Here is a 16,657-nt window from a genome sequence, read left to right as displayed (position 1 = left end):
CGACCGTTCTACCGCCGCCGGCAACCGCTTTTCAGCCCACCACGAAGTTGACCAGCCGCCCCGGGACGGCGACGACGCGGCGGATCGTGACCCCGTCGAGGTGGCCGGCGACCTTCTCGTCGGCGCGGGCGGCGGCCTCCAGCGCGGCGGCGTCCGCGTCGGCGGGCACCGTGACCTGCGCCCGCACCTTGCCGTTCACCTGGACCGCGACCTGCACGGTGTCCTCGACCAGCCAGCGCGGGTCGGCGACCGGGAACGGCGCCCACGCCACCGAGCCCTCGGCGCCCAGCCGCGACCACAGCTCCTCGCCCAGGTGCGGGGCCAGCGGCGCGACCATCAGCACCAGCGGCTCGACGACCGCCCGCGGCACCGGCGACGAGGCGCCGTAGGCCTGCGTCAGGTGGTTGGTCAGCTCGGTGATCCGGGCGATGGCGATGTTGAACCGCAGCGTCGAGTAGCCGTCGCGGACCCCGTCGATGGTCCGGTGCAGCGCGCGCAGCGTCTCCTCGGCCGGCTCGACGTCGTCCGCAGCCCGCACCGCACCGGTCTGCTCGTCGACGACGACGCGCCAGATGCGCTGCAGCAGCCGCTGGGACCCGACGACGGCCTTGGTCTCCCAGGGCCGCGACTGCTCCAGCGGGCCGGTCGACATCTCGTACACGCGGAAGGTGTCGGCCCCGTAGGCGCCGATCATCTCGTCCGGCGTGACCATGTTCTTGAGGCTCTTGCCGATCTTCCCGTACTCGCGGTTGACCGGCTTGCCCTCGAACAGGAACTGGCCGTCGCGCTCGACCACCTCGGCGGCGGGCACGTAGAAGCCGCGCTCGTCGGTGTAGGCGTAGGCGGAGATGTAGCCCTGGTTCACCAGCCGGCGGAACGGCTCCTCGCTGGACACGTGGCCCAGGTCGTGCAGCACCTTGTGCCAGAAGCGGGCGTACAGCAGGTGCAGCACGGCGTGCTCGACGCCGCCGACGTACAGGTCCACGCCGCCGGTGTCACCGGGCTCGCGCGGGCCCATCCAGTAGCGCTCCAGCTCGGGGTCGACCATCCGCTCGTCGTCGCCCGGGTCCAGGTAGCGCAGGTAGTACCAGCACGACCCTGCCCAGTTGGGCATCGTGTTGGTCTCGCGGCGGTACTTCTTCACGCCGTCGCCCAGGTCCAGCTCGACCGTCGTCCAGTCGCTGGCGCGCGACAGCGGCGGCTCCGGGGAGGAGTCGGCGTCGTCGTCCGCGAAGGTCTTGGGCGAGTAGTCGTCCACCTCGGGCAGCAGCACCGGCAGCATCGACGTGGGGACGGCGACCGGGCGGTCGTCCTCGTCGTACACGATCGGGAACGGCTCACCCCAGTAGCGCTGCCGGCTGAACAGCCAGTCGCGCAGCTTGTAGGTGGTCGTGGCCTCGCCGGCGCCGCGCTCGACCAGCCAGGCGGTGATGCGCTCGATCGCCTCGGTCTTCTCCAGGCCGTCCAGCGAGATCTCGCCGTTCGACGAGTTGATCATCGGGCCGACGCCGGTGAAGGCGCCGCCCTCGAAGTCCGCGGGCGGCTGCACCGTGCGGACGACGGGCAGCCCGAAGCTCTCCGCGAACTCGAAGTCGCGGGTGTCCTCGCCGGGCACCGCCATGATCGCGCCGGTGCCGTAGCCGGTCAGCACGTAGTCGGCGATGAACACCGGCAGCTCCCGGCCGTTGACCGGGTTCACGGCCGTGACGCCCAGCCAGACGCCGGTCTTCTCCCGCCCGGCGTCCTGGCGGTCCAGCTCGGAGCGGCGGGAGGCCTGCCGCTGGTAGTCGCGGACCGCCTCGGCCGGGGTGGCGGCGCCGCCGGTCCAGCGCGGGTCGGTGCCGTCGGGCCACGCGTCCGCGGTCAGCGCGCCGACCAGAGGGTGCTCCGGTGCCAGCACGACGTAGGTGGCACCGAACAGGGTGTCGGGCCGGGTGGTGAAGACCTCGACGGTCTCCCCGGCGGCCGCGAACCGGATCCGGGCACCGGTCGAACGGCCGATCCAGTTGCGCTGCATCAGCTTCAGCGAGTCCGACCAGTCCAGCCGGTCCAGGTCGGCCAGCAGCCGGTCGGCGTAGGCGGTGATCCGCATCATCCACTGCTTGAGCGGACGCCGGAACACCGGGAAGTTGCCCCGCTCGGAGCGGCCGTCGGCGGTGACCTCCTCGTTGGACAGCACCGTGCCCAGCCCGGGGCACCAGTTCACCGGCGCCTCGTGCAGGTAGGCCAGCCGGTGCGCGTCGACGACGACCTTCTTCTCGCGCTCGTCCAGCTCCGCCCACGGCCGGCCCGAGCCGTTGGTGCCCTCGGCCGGCTCGCGGGTGCCGGCGTCCAGCTCCTCCACCAGCTCGGCGATCGGCCGTGCCTTGCCCTGCGCCTCGTCGAACCAGGACCCGAAGATCTGCAGGAAGATCCACTGGGTCCACTTGTAGTAGCCCGGGTCGATGGTGGCGAAGGTGCGCCGCTGGTCGTGGTCGACGCCCAGCCGCCGCAGCTGCGCGCTGATCGCGGCGATGTTGGCCTCGGTGGTGACCCGCGGGTGCTGCCCGGTCTGCACCGCGTACTGCTCGGCGGGCAGGCCGAAGGCGTCGTAGCCCATGGGGTGCAGCACGTTGTCGCCGTCCATGCGGCGGAACCTGCTGGTGACGTCGGTGCCCAGGTACCCCAGCGGGTGGCCGACGTGCAGCCCGGCGCCCGAGGGGTAGGGGAACATGTCCATCGCGAAGAACTTCGGCCGGTCGGCGACCCGCTCGAACCCCTCGCTCAGCCGCCCGCTCGGGTTGGGCGTGTGGAAGGTGCCCTCGGCCTCCCAGCGGTCCTGCCAGGAGAGCTCGATCTGCTGTGCCAGCGCGGGCGTGTAGCGGTGCGGGGGTACGTTCCCCGTCGCCTGCTCGACGCTGGGCTGGTAGGCCGTCTGGCTCATCGTTCGTGCTCCCGAGGACTGGTACCGGCGGCGGACATCAAAAAACCCCTCACGCAGGAGGGGTCGCCGTGCTGACAGGAGGTGGAGCGGTCAGCACGGCCTGGCAAGCAGGAGCCGCCTGGTCACGCGGGCGATGCTACTCCGCGACGTCACCCCCGGACGACGGCACGGCCGCACCGGTCCGCTCGACGGTCCGTGCGGCAGGTCACGACGGCAGGACCGTTTCACGCACCCCCGGCGAGGGCACGTCCCGGAACGGCGGCGTTCAACATGAAGCGCTTCCCCCACCGCCCCATCCGGAGTCCGGAGCACGCGGTGGAGGTTGGACGTCACCGGCCCCGGGCCGCCCTCTCCGCGCGACGGCGATGCCGCGCGTCCCAGGGCGGAGCCGTCGCCTGCCGGCGATACCGGCCTCCTCCAGCGATCCGGCGACGGGGACGGCACGCCCACAGGACGGCACCCACCTCATGCACCCCGCCCCTCTCAGCGACTCGACCCTGGCCCAGCACGCCGGCTGCGTCCGGGTGCCCACCTACGACCGGTCCGCTCTGACGCCGGCCGTGGTGCACCTGAGCGTGGGCGGCTTCAGCCGCGCCCACCAGCTCGTGTACTTCGACGACCTGGCGGAGGCCGGGAGCACCGAGTGGGGCGTCGTCGGCGTCGGCCTGCACTCGGCGAACATGCGCGACGCCCTGGCTCCGCAGGACAACCTGTTCACCGTGGTGGAACGGGACGGCACGGGCGAGACCGCCCGGGTCGTCGCCGCGATGGTCGACTACCTGTACGCCCCGGAGGACCCCGAGCGGGTCCTCGCACTGCTCGCCGACGAGCGCACCCGCCTCGTCACGATGACCGTCACCGGCACCGCCTACCGGATCGATCCGCACACCGGCGAGTTCCGGCCCGACGACGAAGCCCGCGCCGACCTGGAGACCCCCACCGCACCCGGCTCGGTGTTCGGCTTCGTCGTCGAGGCGCTGGACCGGCGCCGTCGGGCCGGCCTGCCGCCGTTCACCGTGCTCTCCTGCGACAACATGCAGTCCAACGGCGAGGCCGCCCGCGCCGCGGTGGTCGGGTTCGCCCGGCTGCGCGACGAGGTCCTCGCCCGCTGGATCACCGACAACGTGTCCTTCCCCAGCAGCATGGTCGACCGCATCACCCCGCACACCTCCCCCGACCAGCGGGACGAGATCGCGGCCACCTTCGGCGTGGACGACCGCTGGCCGGTCATCACCGAGCCGTTCATGCAGTGGATCGTCGAGGACGAGTTCTGCAACGGGCGGCCGCCGCTGGACACCGTCGGGGTCCGGTTCGTCGCCGACGTCGGTGACTTCGAGCTGATGAAGACGCGACTGCTCAACGCCGGCCACTGCGCGATGGGTTTCCTCGGGCAGGTGGCCGGCTTGGAGACGACCGACCAGACCGTGACCGACCCCGTCTTCCACGACTACCTGCACCGGCTGATGCACGCCGAGGTGATCCCGCTCCTCCCCCGTCCCACGGGGGTCGACCTCCCGGAGTACGTGGACACCCTGCTGCAGCGCTTCGCGAACCCCGCCATCTCCGACCGGCTGCAGCGGGTCAGCCGGCGCGGTTCGAGCAAGGTGCCCGACTACCTGCTCCCCTCCCTGCACGAGGCCCGGGCCGGACGCCGACCCCACGACCTCCTGACGCTGGCCGTGGCCGGCTGGCTCCGCTACCTGCAGGGGGTCGACGAGACCGGCGGACCGCTGGAGGTCGAGGACGAGCGGCGCGACGAGCTGCAGGCCGTGGCCCGGAGCTCGCGCACCGACCCGCGCCCGCTGCTCGCCGACCGCTCGGTGTTCGGTGGCCTCGGGACCGACGAGGCCTTCGCCGCGGACGTCGAGCGGCTGCTCGTGCAGTTCGAGGAACGCGGTGTGCGGGCCACCGTGGCCGACCAGGTGCTCCGGGCCGCGCCCGTCCCGTCGGCCGCCGCCCTCGGCGAGCGGTCGCAGCCGGCATGACCGCGACCCTGCCGGCGCAGCTCACCGGGCTGCGGGCCCTGCTGTGCGATGCCGACGACAGCCTCTTCCCGTCCGAGGCACCCGCGTTCGACGCCTCCACGGAGGTGACCAACAGGTTCCTGTCCGCGCACCGCATCGACCGCCGGGTCACCTCGGACGAGCTCCGCCGCGACTTCACCGGCAAGAACTTCCGGACGACGGCCCGCGAGCTCGCCGCGGCCGCCGGTGTGCCGGCGCCGGACCTGGACGGCTGGGTGGCCGAGGAGAAGCAGCTGGTGACCGCACACCTCGCCGCGACGCTGAGGCCGGACGCGGAGGTGCTCGACGTCCTCACCGCCCTGGAGGGCCGGCTCCAGCTGGCGGCGGTGAGCTCCAGTGCGCTGACCCGGCTGGACGGCAGCTTCACCGCCGCCGGCCTCGCGGACCTGCTGCCGCCCGAACGCCGGTTCAGCGCGGAGGACTCCCTCCCCTCGCCGACCAGCAAGCCCGACCCGGCGGTGTACCTGCACGCCTGCCGGGAGCTGGGGATCGGTCCCGCCGAGGGCCTGGCGATCGAGGACTCCGTGTCCGGGGCGACCTCCGCCGTGCGCGCCGGCTGCCCGACCGTGGGCATCGTCGCCTTCGTGCCCGAGGCCGAGCGGGACGACCGCCGACGCGGGCTGGAGGAGGCCGGGGTCCTCGCCGTCGTGACGTCGTGGCCGGAGCTGGGTGGGCTGCTCCGGTCCGTGCTCGCCGCCAGCACCAGCGGCTGAGCCGGCGCCCGTCTCAGCCGAGCTGCGGAGCCACCTCCGACGCCACCAGGTCCAGGTGGTCGAGGTCGGCCAGGTCCAGGACCTGCAGGTAGACCCGCTGCGCGCCCGCCTCGGCGTAGCGGCCGAGGATGTCCACCGCCTCCGCCGGGGTGCCGGCCACGCCGTGCGCCCGCAGCTCGTCGACGTCGCGACCGATGGCTGCCGCGCGGCGCGCGATCTGCGCCTCGTCCTCGCCCACGCACAGCACCAGCGCCGAGCTGTACACCAGCGACGACGGGTCGCGACCGGCCTCGTCGCAGGCCTCCCGCACGCCGGCGAAGAGGCGCGCGTTGTCCTCGGCGGACATGAACGGCACGTTGAACTCCGCGGCGTACCGGGCGGCCAGCCTCGGGGTGCGCTTCTTCCCCCCGCCACCGACCAGGATCGGGATGCCGCCGTCCTGGACCGGCTTGGGCAGCGCCGGCGAACCGGCCACCTGGTAGTGCGTGCCGGCGAAGTCGAACGTCTCCCCCACCGGCGTGCTCCACAGGCCGCTGATGATCGCCAGCTGCTCCTCGTACCGGTCGAACCGCTCCCCCAGCGACGGGAACGGGATGCCGTAGGCGCTGTGCTCGCGCTCGAACCAGCCCGAGCCGATGCCCAGCTCGACCCGGCCGCCGCTCATCTGGTCGACCTGCGCGACGGAGATCGCCAGCGGCCCGGGCAGCCGGAAGGTGCCGGCCGTCATGAGCGTGCCCAGCCGGATGCGGCTGGTCTCGCGTGCCAGGCCGGCGAGGGTCAGCCAGGCATCGGTCGGGCCCGGGAGACCGTCGCCGCCCATGGTCAGGTAGTGGTCGGACCGGAAGAAGGCGTCGAAGCCGGTCTCCTCGGTGCGCCGGGCCACCGCGAGCAGGTCGTCGTAGGTGGCACCCATCTGGGGCTCGGTGAAGATGCGGAGCTGCACGGTGCGACGCTAGCCACAACTGAGCCGGTCCGCTGCTCGCCCCGACGTCTGAGGGTGTGCGCAGCGGCGGGACCGGGCAGGATGATCTCCACGCGATCAACCCGGAGGTGCAGCTCGTGTTCCGCAAGCAGACGCGCGGTCAGGTCATCGGCGCCGAACTGCAGGAGGGTCTGGCCCACCTCGGTGTGGCGGCCTCCGAGGCCGGCCGTCTGGCAGCCGAGCAGGTGAGCCCCCGTGTGGCGGCGGCCCGCGAGGCCGCCGGCCCGGCACTCGAGGCGGCCCGCGAGGCCGTCGTCCCCAAGGTGGCGGCCGCCGCCGCCGTCGCAGCCCCGGCCGTGGCCGGCGCCCGTGGCGCCCTGGCCCCCAAGGTGGAGGCGGCCCGCGACGCACTCGCGCCGCGCCTCGACGCCGCGGCTCCGAAGGCCGCGGCCGCCGTGGCCGCCGCCCAGGCCGCCGCGGCCAAGGCCGCCGCCGACCTCGCCCCCCGGGTCGAGGCCGCGCAGAAGACGCTCAGGGACGACGTCGCCCCCCGTCTGGAGGCCGCGCAGGTCGCAGCCCTGGCCTACGCCACCCCGAAGGTGGTCGCGGCCCGCGACGTCGTGACCCCGGCGCTGGAGAGCGCCCGCGAGACGCTGGTCGCCGGTGTCGACAGCGCCCGCAGCGAGCTCGACGCCCGCCGGGCGGAGCTGGCCGCGGCCGCCGCGACGTCCGGCCGGAAGGCCCGCAAGGCGGCGAAGAAGGCCCGGAAGACCGCAGGCAAGAAGCACCGCGAGTTCGAGAAGGCGGCGCTGGCCACGGCCGCCACGGTCAAGCGGAGGATCGGCGCCGAGCCGGAGCCGCGCCGCCGCTGGCCGTGGGTGTTCCTGGCCTTCGCGCTGGGTACGGCCGTCTTCGTCTTCCTGCGGCGCAAGCAGGACGACGACTGGACCCCCGCGCCCGCCGGCGACGGCCCGGTCCCGAGCTACCGAGAGGACCCCGTGCCCAGTTCCGACAGCTTCTCCGGCAAGACCGTCTCCACCGCCGACACCACCGGCGACTCCGCGCCGAACGAGTCGGACATGGGCGTCCGGGACGCCCAGTTCGTCGAGGGCGACGGCCCCACCACGACCGGTGAGGACATCACGAACACCCCGCAGCCGTTCACCTCGGGTGGCGGGGGTGCCGACGAGGGCCCGACCGCGGGCCCGAAGGGCAACCCCGTCTGACGGCTCGCCCGTGATCCATCCCGCAGCCCCCGTCGCCTCCGCGACGGGGGCTGCGGCGTCCGCCCGGCGTACGGTGGAGATCATGAGCGAGACGGCGCCCCCGGTCCCCGCCCAGGACTCACCGATCGGGCCCGCCGGCCGCAAGATGCTGCGCCTCGAGGTCCGCAACAGCCAGGTCCCGATCGAGCGCAAGCCCGAGTGGATCAAGACCCGGCTCAAGACCGGCCCGGAGTACACCGAGCTGAAGTCGCTCGTTCGGCGCGAGGGGCTGCACACGGTCTGCGAGGAGGCCGGCTGCCCCAACATCTACGAGTGCTGGGAGGACCGGGAGGCCACCTTCCTCATCGGTGGCGACCAGTGCACCCGCCGCTGCGACTTCTGCCAGATCGACACCGGCAAGCCCGCCGACTTCGACGCCGACGAGCCGCGCCGCGTCGGCGAGAGCGTCGCGACCATGGGCCTGCGGTACGCCACCGTCACCGGCGTCGCCCGGGACGACCTGCCCGACGGCGGCGCGTGGCTCTACGCCGAGACCGTCCGCCAGATCCACGCCCAGCTCCCGGGTTGCGGCGTCGAGCTGCTCATCCCCGACTTCAACGCCGACCCCGCGCAGCTGGCCGAGGTCTTCTCCTCCCGTCCCGAGGTGCTGGCGCACAACGTCGAGACCGTGCCGCGCATCTTCAAGCGCATCCGCCCGGGCTTCCGCTTCGAGCGCTCCCTGGCCGTGATCACGGCGGCCCGCGAGGCCGGTCTGGTCACCAAGTCCAACCTCATCCTGGGCATGGGCGAGGAGCCGGAGGAGGTCCGGGAGACCATGCGGGCGCTGCACGACGCCGGCTGCGACCTGCTCACGATCACCCAGTACCTGCGCCCCTCGCCGCGGCACCACCCGGTGGTCCGCTGGGTCAAGCCCGAGGAGTTCGTCCAGTTCCAGGCCGACGCCGAGGAGATCGGCTTCCCCGGCGTCCTGGCCGGTCCGCTGGTGCGCAGCTCCTACCGCGCCGGCCGGCTGTACCAGCAGGCCGTGGAGGCCCGGGGTCTGGCTGCCCAGGCCTGAGCGACGCGCCCCCTATCCTGGGGGCATGGCACGCAGCAAGCCCTCGTCCGGCTCCACCGCCGCCTCGGTCAAGGCGCCGAAGCTGGACAAGAAGGGCAACCCCAAGGTCGGGCGGCTCAAGAAGCTCGGCGCCAACGCCCGCATGATCAAGCAGGCGTACACGCTGACGGCCAAGAACGACCGCAGGCTGCCGTGGCTGCTGTTGATCACCTTCGTGGCCGTCGCGGCCGTCGTCGAGCTGATCGGCATCCTGCTGAACCTGCCGCTGGTGTTCATCCCGCTCGCGCTGCTGTTCGGCCTGCTCGCGGCGCTGATCGTCTTCGGGCGCCGCGCACAGGGCTCGGCCTACCGCCAGGTGGAGGGGCAGCCGGGCGCCGCCGCGTGGGTGCTCGAGGGCATGCGCGGGGACTGGCGGGTGACCTCCGGCGTCGCCGGCACCACCCAGCTCGACGCCGTCCACCGCGTTCTCGGCCGCCCGGGCGTGATCCTGGTGGCCGAGGGCGTCCCCTCCCGGGTGCGCAACCTGCTGGCGCAGGAGAAGAAGAAGGTCGCCCGGGTCGTGGGCGACACCCCGATCTACGACATCCTCGTCGGTGACGAGGAGGGCCAGGTCCCGCTGCGCAAGCTCAGCGCCCACGTCATGAAGCTGCCGCGCAACCTCACCGCGGGCGAGGTGAACGCGCTCGGACGCCGGATGAGCGCCCTGGGCGGGCCGCGGATGCCGGTCCCCGGCGGTCCGCTCCCCGGTGGACGCCAGATGTCGATCAGCCAGCGCCAGGTCCGCCGGCGCTGAGCGCTCAGAGCCGCTCGAAGGGCGCCGCGTAGCGGAAGGTCCCGCCCACGGGCGGGTCGTCGGTCAGCCGACGGGCCTGGAAATGGCTGCGCCACCGCGGATCGGGGGCGGCGACGCCCAGCTCGGCCGCGGGGCGGAACCCGAACCGGCGGTAGTACGCCGGGTCGCCGAGCAGCGCCACCAGCTGCTCCCCCGCCGCCTCGGCGACGGCCAGCAGCGCGTGCACGAGCACGGTGCCGGTGCCGCGGCCGTGCCGCGCGGGCACGACGCCGAGCGGGCCGAGCCCCAGCGCCGGCGTCCCGGCCGGCTCCAGCCGGGCCCGGGTGACGATGCCGTGCCCGACGACGGCGTCGTCGTCCACGGCGACGAGGGAGAGGTGCGGCAGGAAGCCGGCGTCCGCCCGGAGCTCGTCGACCAGCCGTGCCTCGACGACGTCGGCCGGCGCGCGCTGCGCACCCGTCGCGGGGTCGCGGGCGAAGGCCGCCAGGTGCAGGGCCCGCACGGCATCGTGGTCTGCGGGACGCTCGCGGCGGACGATCACGCCGGGAGTCTGCGGCCCGGCGCCGGACCGGTCCAGCCGATTCCGGTCAGTCGCGGACGACGGCGGTGCCGGTCAGCCGGTCGTGCAGCCCGCGCCCGTCGGCGTCGACCAGCAGCGCCGGCACCAGCAGCATGAGCAGCGCCGTCCGGACGACGGCCCGCCACACCGCGAGCCGCGCACCGGGACGGGGGTGGGCCAGCCGCAGGCCCAGCAGCCGCATGCCCGGCGTCTGGCCGGCCACCACCAGCGAGACGACGGTGATCAGCCCGAACGAGACCAGGCTCCAGTTGCCGGGCAGGTCGGGGGCGGTGAACAGCCCCGCCACCAGCGCCGCGGCGAGCGAGTCGACCAGGAACGCCCCGACCCGCGTGCTGAAGGCGGCCAGCGATCCGGCGCCGTCGGCCGGGAGCCCCAGGGAGGCGCCGCGCGGGCGCTCCTGAGAGGGTGGAGGCACGTCCCTGACCATGACCGCCAGCGTAGGACCCGGCCGGCGAGCCGCGTGCCGGCGTACCGGCCGACGCCGGGCCCGACACGCCGGCCGCGCTGTTACCGCCCCGAAACACCCGGGACACCCCGGGGCAACTCCGGGCTCGTAGCTTTCGTTCGGCCGTCCACAATCCCGGAGGATCGATGTTCAACAGTCCCGACGAGGTCGCCAGCTACATCCGCGACAACGGCGTCGAGTTCGTCGACGTGCGCTTCTGCGACCTGCCCGGCGTCATGCAGCACTTCACCATCCCGGCGTCGACGTTCGGCGAGGACACGTTCTCCGAGGGCCTGGGCTTCGACGGCTCCTCGATCCGCGGGTTCCAGGCGATCAACGAGTCGGACATGCTGCTGCTGCCCGACGCGAACAGCGCCTTCGTGGACCCGTTCCGCAAGCACAAGACGCTGAACGTCAACTTCTTCATCCACGACCCGATCACGCGCGAGGCCTACAGCCGCGACCCGCGGAACGTGGCGAAGAAGGCCGAGGCCTACCTCGCCGCCAGCGGCATCGCCGACACCGCCTACTTCGGCCCCGAGGCGGAGTTCTACGTCTTCGACTCGGTCCGGTACGACACCTCGATCAACGAGGGCTACTACCACATCGAGTCGGAGGAGGGCTCCTGGCGCAGCGGCGCCGCCACCGAGCTCGACGGCAGCCCGAACCGCGGCTACAAGGCCCGCCCCAAGGGCGGCTACTTCCCGGTCGAGCCCTACGACCAGCAGAGCGACCTGCGCTCGGACATGATGAAGAACCTCATTGGCGCCGGCCTGGAGCTCGAGCGCGGGCACCACGAGGTGGGCACCGGCGGGCAGGCCGAGATCAACTACAAGTTCGACACCCTGCTGCGCTCGGCCGACAGCCTGATGCTGTTCAAGTACATCATCAAGAACACCGCCTGGGCCGCCGGCAAGACCGCCACCTTCATGCCCAAGCCGCTGTTCGGTGACAACGGCTCCGGCATGCACTGCCACCAGAGCCTCTGGAAGGACGGCCAGCCGCTCTTCCACGCCGAGACCGGCTACGCGGGGCTGTCCGACATGGCCCGCCACTACATCGGCGGCCTGCTCGCCCACGCGCCGTCGCTGCTGGCCTTCACCAACCCGACGGTGAACAGCTACCACCGCCTGGTGCCCGGCTACGAGGCGCCGATCAACCTGGTCTACTCGGCCCGCAACCGCTCGGCCTGCCTGCGCATCCCGATCTCCGGCGACAGCCCCAAGGCCAAGCGCATCGAGTTCCGCGTGCCCGACCCGTCTGCCAACCCCTACCTCGCCTTCTCGGCGATGCTGATGGCCGGCCTCGACGGCGTGAAGAACAAGATCGAGCCGCCGGCCCCGGTCGACAAGGACCTCTACGAGCTGCCGCCCGAGGAGGCCCTGGGCATCGAGAAGGTCCCCGCGTCGCTGGACGCCGCGCTGGACAACCTCGAGGCCGACCACGAGTACCTCGTCGACGGCGGGGTGTTCACCCCCGACCTGATCGAGACGTGGATCGACTACAAGCGGGCCAACGAGATCGACCCGATCCGCCTGCGCCCGCACCCGCACGAGTTCGCGATGTACTACGACATCTGAGTCGTGACCGCCGCCGCGGCCCCCGTCCTGCTCGCCAGGACGGGGGCCGCGGTGCGTTCGGTCCCCGAGTGCCCGTCCACCGCCCTCGCGGGGCGTGGATGAGGGCGCTCAGCGGGCGCTCGCCCGGGATCACGCGGTGGGGGCGGCCCAGAGCCAGGCGCCGCGCAGCAGCTCCCCCTCGGAGTCGGTGGCGTCGGACCACCGCTCACCCCCGAAGACGAAGAGGTCCCGCCCGAGGCCGGTGCTCGACTGCCCGGACGCGTCGGCGCGGTCGGGCAGTGCGGGGACGACGACGAAGGCGTCCGCGACGCTGTCGTAGACCACCGACCGCCGCGACGGGTCCGCCGCCTTGAGGTCCAGCCAGACGTCGTAGGTGGCGCGGTCGCGGTCGAGCACGCCGCTGACCCCCGCTGTCCCGTCGCCGTGGTCGGGCGCCGCGGTCCACGTCCACGACTCCTGGTCGAGGAGCGCCGACGAGTCGTCGTCGAAGTGCCCGGCGAGCAGCGGCCCGTCATCGGTGGCGAACAGCTGGTAGGACAGCCCGGGCCCGTCCGGGAGCACGGTCCACGTCCCGCTGGCGAGGTCGAGCCGCGCGGCGACCTTGCGGGGCAGCTCGTCCGATCCCGGCGCCAGCACGGCGGAGCCTGCGACCACGAGCTGGTCGCCGGCCGGCACGACGTAGCGGTCGTGGACCGCGGGCAGCGGGTCGGCGGGGAGCTCGCTCCAGGTCGCGGTCCCCGGGTCGAAGACGACGTCCGGCACCCGGCCCAGCGCGCTGGCGTCGGCGGCGACGAGGACGGTCCGCTCGAGCGCGACGAGCCGGGCGCCGCGCTCCGGCCCGGGCACCTGCCCGTGGTCGGTCCACCGGTCGTCGGGCAGGTGGTAGGAGAGCAGGCGCAAGGGAGCGTCGCAGTCCGGGCCCGACGCGCACGTCGTCAGCACGTACGCGGTGTCGTCGAGGACGGCGGTCCTGCCCGGGCCGCGCAGGCCGAACGGGGGCGGCGCGGCTGCCCGCCACGAGTCGCCGGCCCGGTCGTAGACGGCGCCGTCCGGCAGCAGGGGCTCCGAGGGCGTGGAGCAGTCGGCGTTCGGCGGGCAGAGGAACTCCCAGCCGCCCACCACCAGGACGCTGTCGCCGATACCCACGACCACGGCGTCGGTGCGGGGGCTCAGCGGCGCCTCCGGCAGCTGCCGCCAGCCCCCGCCGTCGCCGCCCGAGCCGGACGTGCAGCCGGCCGCACCCGTCGCGACGACGGCGCCGACGAGGAAGGCGGAGATCATCGACCGGCTCATGCCGCTTCGACGCCCACCGGGACGTTCTGGTTCCCGACGGCGCCGGTCAGGCGTAGCGGGCGACGAAGGCGGTGAGGATCCGCGCCGGCTCGGTGACGACGGCCGGCGTGACGCGGGCGACCAGCGCGTCGAGCTCCGACGGCGGGAAGTAGCCGGCGTCGCGGTAGACGTGGATGCGCGTCACGAGCCCGGCGACGTCCAGCTCCGGGTGGAACTGGGTCGCGTAGACGTTGCGCCGGACCCGGAACATCTGCACCGGGCAGCCGGCCGACCCGGCGAGCAGCACCGCGGACGGCGGCAGGACCCGGCAGGCCTCCTTGTGCCCGACGAACGCGTCGAACTCGCCGGGCAGGCCGGCGAGCAGCGGGTCGGCCCGGCCGTCGTCGGTGAGCGCCACGCGCACCGCCGCGATGGGCTCGCCGTAGGTGCGGTCGACGACGCCGCCCTGGTGGGTGCCGAGCGTCCCGATGCCGTAGCAGGCGCCGAGGAACGGGACGTCGCGGGCGACCACCCGGTCCAGCAGCCGGGCCAGGTCGTGCTCGACGCGGCGCTGCACGGCGGACTTGGCCTCCGCCGGATCGCTGGCGTTGAACGGGCTGCCACCCAGCAGGATCCCGGCGTGGGCGTCCAGGTCGAGCTCCGGCAGCGGCCCGGCCTCGACGCGGACGCGCCGCAGCTCCCGCTCCTCCAGCCCGGTCGCGCGCAGGAAGCCGGCGTACTCGTCGTCGGCCGCGACGTCCTCCGGGCGGGTGGAGAGCAGGAGGAAGGGCCGCACGCCGGGATCGTAGGGTCGCCGGCGCCCTACCCCTCGGGCCGGTCGACGCGCACCGCCACCGCCCGCCGCGCCGCCGCACCGATCCGGCCCACCTGCCGCGAGAGGACGGCGTCCAGGACGCGGTTCACCGGCGTCACCTCGCCGAGCCGGGCGGCACCGGCCCAACGCGGCACGGTGACCGTCCGCGGGCGCGGCGAGGTCAGGCACCCGGCGATCCGGTCGGCGACCCGGGCCGGCGCGATGCCCCGGGAGAGCCGGCCCTCGGCGTCGGCGTCGGAGACCGGGGGGTGCCCGTGGCCCCGGGCCAGCCACTCGGTCTGCACGAAGAACGGGTTGACCGTGTGCACCCGCACGCCGCGGGCGGTCACCTCGCGCCGCAGGCCCTTCACGAAGCCGCCGAGCCCGGCCTTCGTGGCCGAGTAGACCGTCAGGGGCGGCACCTGCGACCACGCGGCGACCGAGGAGACGGCGACGACGTCGCCCCTCCCCCGCTCCCGAGCGGCGGCGAGCAGGTGCGGCAGCGCCAGCCGGGTCAGCTCGATCGCACCGGTGAGGTTGAGCGCGACGATGCCGGCGACGGCCTCCCCCGGCATCTCCTCCACCAGCCCGGCCCAGCCCAGCCCCGCGTTGAGGACGACGCCGTCGAGCCGGCCGTGCGCTGCCAGCGCCGTCTCCAGCAGGCGGGCGCGGTCCCCGGGGTCGGCCACGTCCGCGGTCACGCAGGTCACCCCCGGCAGGCCGCCGACGGAGGCGGCGAGCCGGTCCCCGTCGCGGGCGCAGGTCACCACGCGGGCGCCGTCGGCGGCCAGCCGCTCGACCGTCGCGCGGCCGATGCCGGCGCTGCCGCCGGTGACGACGAGGACGCGCGTGCTCAGCTCCGTCATGCCCGCTGTCCTACCCGCGGGTGACGGCCCAACCGGCCAGGCATCGAATCCGCTGGTCCTGGGCATGGGCGAGGTCATGCACCTCCCTGCTGCCCGCGGTCCGCTCAGCGAGTCCCTCGTCCACGACCTGGCCACCCGCCCGGCGCTCTCCCCCCGGACGTTCGAGAGCGCCGCCCGCCTGGCCGACGCGACCGGGCCGGCGCTGCTCGACGAGGACCTGCAGCTGTCGCTGGCGATCTGCTACGAGCTGCACTTCCGCGGTTTCGACGGCGTCGACGACGCGTGGGAGTGGGACCCCGAGCTGCTGCGGCTGCGCGCCGGCCTGGAGCGGCGCCACCTGGCCGCGCTCGAGGAGCTCGTCGGCCCGGTGCCGGTCACCGACGAGCCGATCGACGTGCAGCTCACCGCCGCCATCGCCGCGGACGACGGCCCGTCGCTGTCCTCCTTCATGGCCAAGCAGGGCAGCCTGGAGCAGTGGCGGGAGTACCTGACCCTGCGCTCGGTGTACCACCTCAAGGAGGCCGATCCGCACACCTTCGCCATCCCGCGCCTCTCCGGGCGGACCAAGGCCGCGATGGTCGAGATCCAGGCCGACGAGTACGGCGGCGGCTCGGCCGCCCGGATGCACAGCGAGCTGTTCGCCGGCCTGATGCGCGACCTCGGGCTGGACGCCGGCTACGGCGCCCTGTGGGACGACGCCCCGGCCGCGGCGTTCGCCAACACCAACACGATGGCGGTGTTCGGGCTGCACCGCCGCTGGCGCGGCGCGGCCCTGGGTCACCTGGCGACGGTGGAGATGACCTCGTCCGAGCCCAGCCGCCGCTACTCCTCCGGGCTGCGCCGTCTGGGCTTCGACGCCTCGACCACGGTGTTCTACGACGAGCACGTGGAGGCCGACGCCGTCCACGAGCAGATCGCCTCGGTGGACATGTGCGGCGCCTTCGTGGCGGAGAACCCCGCGTTGGCCCGCGACGTCCTCTTCGGCGCCCGCTGCTCCCTGGCGATGGACGGCCTGGCCGCCCGGCACCTGCTGGGCGCCTGGGAGGCCGGTCGCTCGGCGCTGCGCCGGGCGACCCCCCTGGCCGCCTGAGGCGGTCGGTCGCCCTCAGTCCTGCGGGCGGGGCTCCTGCCGCAGCTGGGCCGCGGGACGGGGACGGCTCGGGGCGCTCGGCGCGGAGAAGCCGGCCCGCTTGTGCGAGCCGTCGCAGAACGGCTTGATGCCGGACTTGCCGCAGCGGCACAGCGCGATGGTGCGGCGGCCGGGGTCGATCTCGCCGCCGTCCTGGTCGACCAGCCGGAAGTCCCCGCGCACGATGAGCGGGCCGTCCCGGTAGGGCGTGATCGTGGCTGCGACCTCGCCCTCGTCGGTGGTCGCTGCGACGTCGTCGGGCGACGGGGACTCGGTGGAGGGCAGGCTCGACACGCCTCCACTCTGCCCCGCC

Annotated in this window: 15 protein-coding genes; 7 read left to right on the top strand and 8 right to left on the bottom strand. The window is 73.9% G+C overall.

Annotated features, from left to right (window positions below; genetic code table 11):
- Positions 1-31 precede the first annotated feature (31 nt).
- The gene (gene leuS, locus ACI79H_RS05605; RefSeq protein ID WP_456553387.1) at positions 32-2,923 is read right to left on the bottom strand and encodes a leucine--tRNA ligase; all 2,892 of its coding nucleotides are present in this window, start codon (positions 2,921-2,923) and stop codon (positions 32-34) included.
- A gap of 467 nt (positions 2,924-3,390) precedes the next feature.
- On the opposite strand from leuS, the gene ACI79H_RS05600 reads away from it, so the two are divergent.
- Both ACI79H_RS05600 and ACI79H_RS05595 read left to right on the top strand, forming a co-directional pair.
- Positions 3,391-4,908 carry a mannitol dehydrogenase family protein gene (locus ACI79H_RS05600; RefSeq protein WP_456553386.1) on the top strand — a complete coding sequence of 506 codons (1,518 nt, stop codon included), beginning with the start codon at positions 3,391-3,393 and terminating at the stop codon, positions 4,906-4,908.
- Positions 4,905-5,660: an HAD family hydrolase gene (locus ACI79H_RS05595; RefSeq protein WP_456553385.1), complete on the top strand. Its 756-nt coding sequence runs from the start codon at positions 4,905-4,907 to the stop codon at positions 5,658-5,660. Before ACI79H_RS05600 ends, ACI79H_RS05595 begins: the two co-directional genes overlap by 4 nt.
- Positions 5,661-5,673: 13 nt before the next feature.
- Here the strand turns inward: ACI79H_RS05595 and ACI79H_RS05590 are convergent, their stop codons facing one another.
- Positions 5,674-6,603, bottom strand: a complete 930-nt coding sequence (locus ACI79H_RS05590; protein WP_456553384.1) for an LLM class F420-dependent oxidoreductase — start codon at positions 6,601-6,603, stop codon at positions 5,674-5,676.
- Between the two features lie 116 nt (positions 6,604-6,719).
- On the opposite strand from ACI79H_RS05590, the gene ACI79H_RS05585 reads away from it, so the two are divergent.
- The 3 genes from ACI79H_RS05585 (at position 6,720) to ACI79H_RS05575 (ending at position 9,658) form a co-directional block, all read left to right on the top strand.
- Positions 6,720-7,808 (top strand): hypothetical protein, encoded by a 1,089-nt coding sequence (locus tag ACI79H_RS05585; RefSeq protein WP_456553383.1) that lies wholly within the window; start codon positions 6,720-6,722, stop codon positions 7,806-7,808.
- Between the two features lie 82 nt (positions 7,809-7,890).
- Positions 7,891-8,865 carry a lipoyl synthase gene (gene lipA, locus ACI79H_RS05580; RefSeq protein ID WP_456553382.1) on the top strand — a complete coding sequence of 325 codons (975 nt, stop codon included), beginning with the start codon at positions 7,891-7,893 and terminating at the stop codon, positions 8,863-8,865.
- Between the two features lie 25 nt (positions 8,866-8,890).
- A complete protein-coding gene (locus ACI79H_RS05575) occupies positions 8,891-9,658 on the top strand; it encodes a DUF4191 domain-containing protein (RefSeq protein WP_456553381.1) in 768 nt (255 codons plus the stop codon).
- Positions 9,659-9,662: 4 nt separating this feature from the next.
- Here ACI79H_RS05575 and ACI79H_RS05570 read toward each other — a convergent pair whose 3' ends face one another.
- Both ACI79H_RS05570 and ACI79H_RS05565 read right to left on the bottom strand, forming a co-directional pair.
- The gene (locus ACI79H_RS05570; RefSeq protein WP_456553380.1) at positions 9,663-10,199 is read right to left on the bottom strand and encodes a GNAT family N-acetyltransferase; all 537 of its coding nucleotides are present in this window, start codon (positions 10,197-10,199) and stop codon (positions 9,663-9,665) included.
- Between the two features lie 46 nt (positions 10,200-10,245).
- On the bottom strand, positions 10,246-10,653 hold the full coding sequence (locus ACI79H_RS05565) for an RDD family protein (RefSeq protein ID WP_456553379.1): 408 nt from the start codon (positions 10,651-10,653) through the stop codon (positions 10,246-10,248).
- A 176-nt stretch (positions 10,654-10,829) separates the two neighbouring features.
- On the opposite strand from ACI79H_RS05565, the gene glnA reads away from it, so the two are divergent.
- Entirely contained in the window at positions 10,830-12,263 is a 1,434-nt protein-coding gene (gene glnA / locus ACI79H_RS05560; protein ID WP_456553378.1) for a type I glutamate--ammonia ligase, read from the top strand.
- Between the two features lie 129 nt (positions 12,264-12,392).
- Here the strand turns inward: glnA and ACI79H_RS05555 are convergent, their stop codons facing one another.
- From ACI79H_RS05555 to ACI79H_RS05545, 3 genes are read right to left on the bottom strand one after another with little or no spacing between them, the layout of a single operon-like run.
- Complete coding sequence (locus ACI79H_RS05555; RefSeq protein WP_456553377.1) at positions 12,393-13,556, bottom strand: hypothetical protein; 1,164 nt, start codon at positions 13,554-13,556, stop codon at positions 12,393-12,395.
- A 46-nt stretch (positions 13,557-13,602) separates the two neighbouring features.
- The gene (locus ACI79H_RS05550) at positions 13,603-14,331 is read right to left on the bottom strand and encodes a glutamine amidotransferase (RefSeq protein ID WP_456553376.1); all 729 of its coding nucleotides are present in this window, start codon (positions 14,329-14,331) and stop codon (positions 13,603-13,605) included.
- Between the two features lie 26 nt (positions 14,332-14,357).
- Positions 14,358-15,215 carry an SDR family NAD(P)-dependent oxidoreductase gene (locus ACI79H_RS05545; protein ID WP_456553375.1) on the bottom strand — a complete coding sequence of 286 codons (858 nt, stop codon included), beginning with the start codon at positions 15,213-15,215 and terminating at the stop codon, positions 14,358-14,360.
- A 64-nt stretch (positions 15,216-15,279) separates the two neighbouring features.
- Here ACI79H_RS05545 and ACI79H_RS05540 point away from each other — a divergent pair, with 64 nt between their 5' ends.
- The gene (locus tag ACI79H_RS05540) at positions 15,280-16,305 is read left to right on the top strand and encodes an iron-containing redox enzyme family protein (protein ID WP_456553374.1); all 1,026 of its coding nucleotides are present in this window, start codon (positions 15,280-15,282) and stop codon (positions 16,303-16,305) included.
- Positions 16,306-16,320: 15 nt separating this feature from the next.
- On the opposite strand, the gene ACI79H_RS05535 is transcribed toward ACI79H_RS05540, so the two are convergent.
- Positions 16,321-16,638, bottom strand: coding sequence for a CDGSH iron-sulfur domain-containing protein (locus tag ACI79H_RS05535; protein ID WP_456553373.1), 318 nt, complete (start codon positions 16,636-16,638; stop codon positions 16,321-16,323).
- Positions 16,639-16,657 lie beyond the last annotated feature (19 nt).

The organism is Blastococcus sp. SYSU D01042 (genome assembly GCF_054050515.1).
Note: the sequence above shows the minus strand (reverse complement) of the source record. Positions and strands in the feature narration are given on the sequence as shown.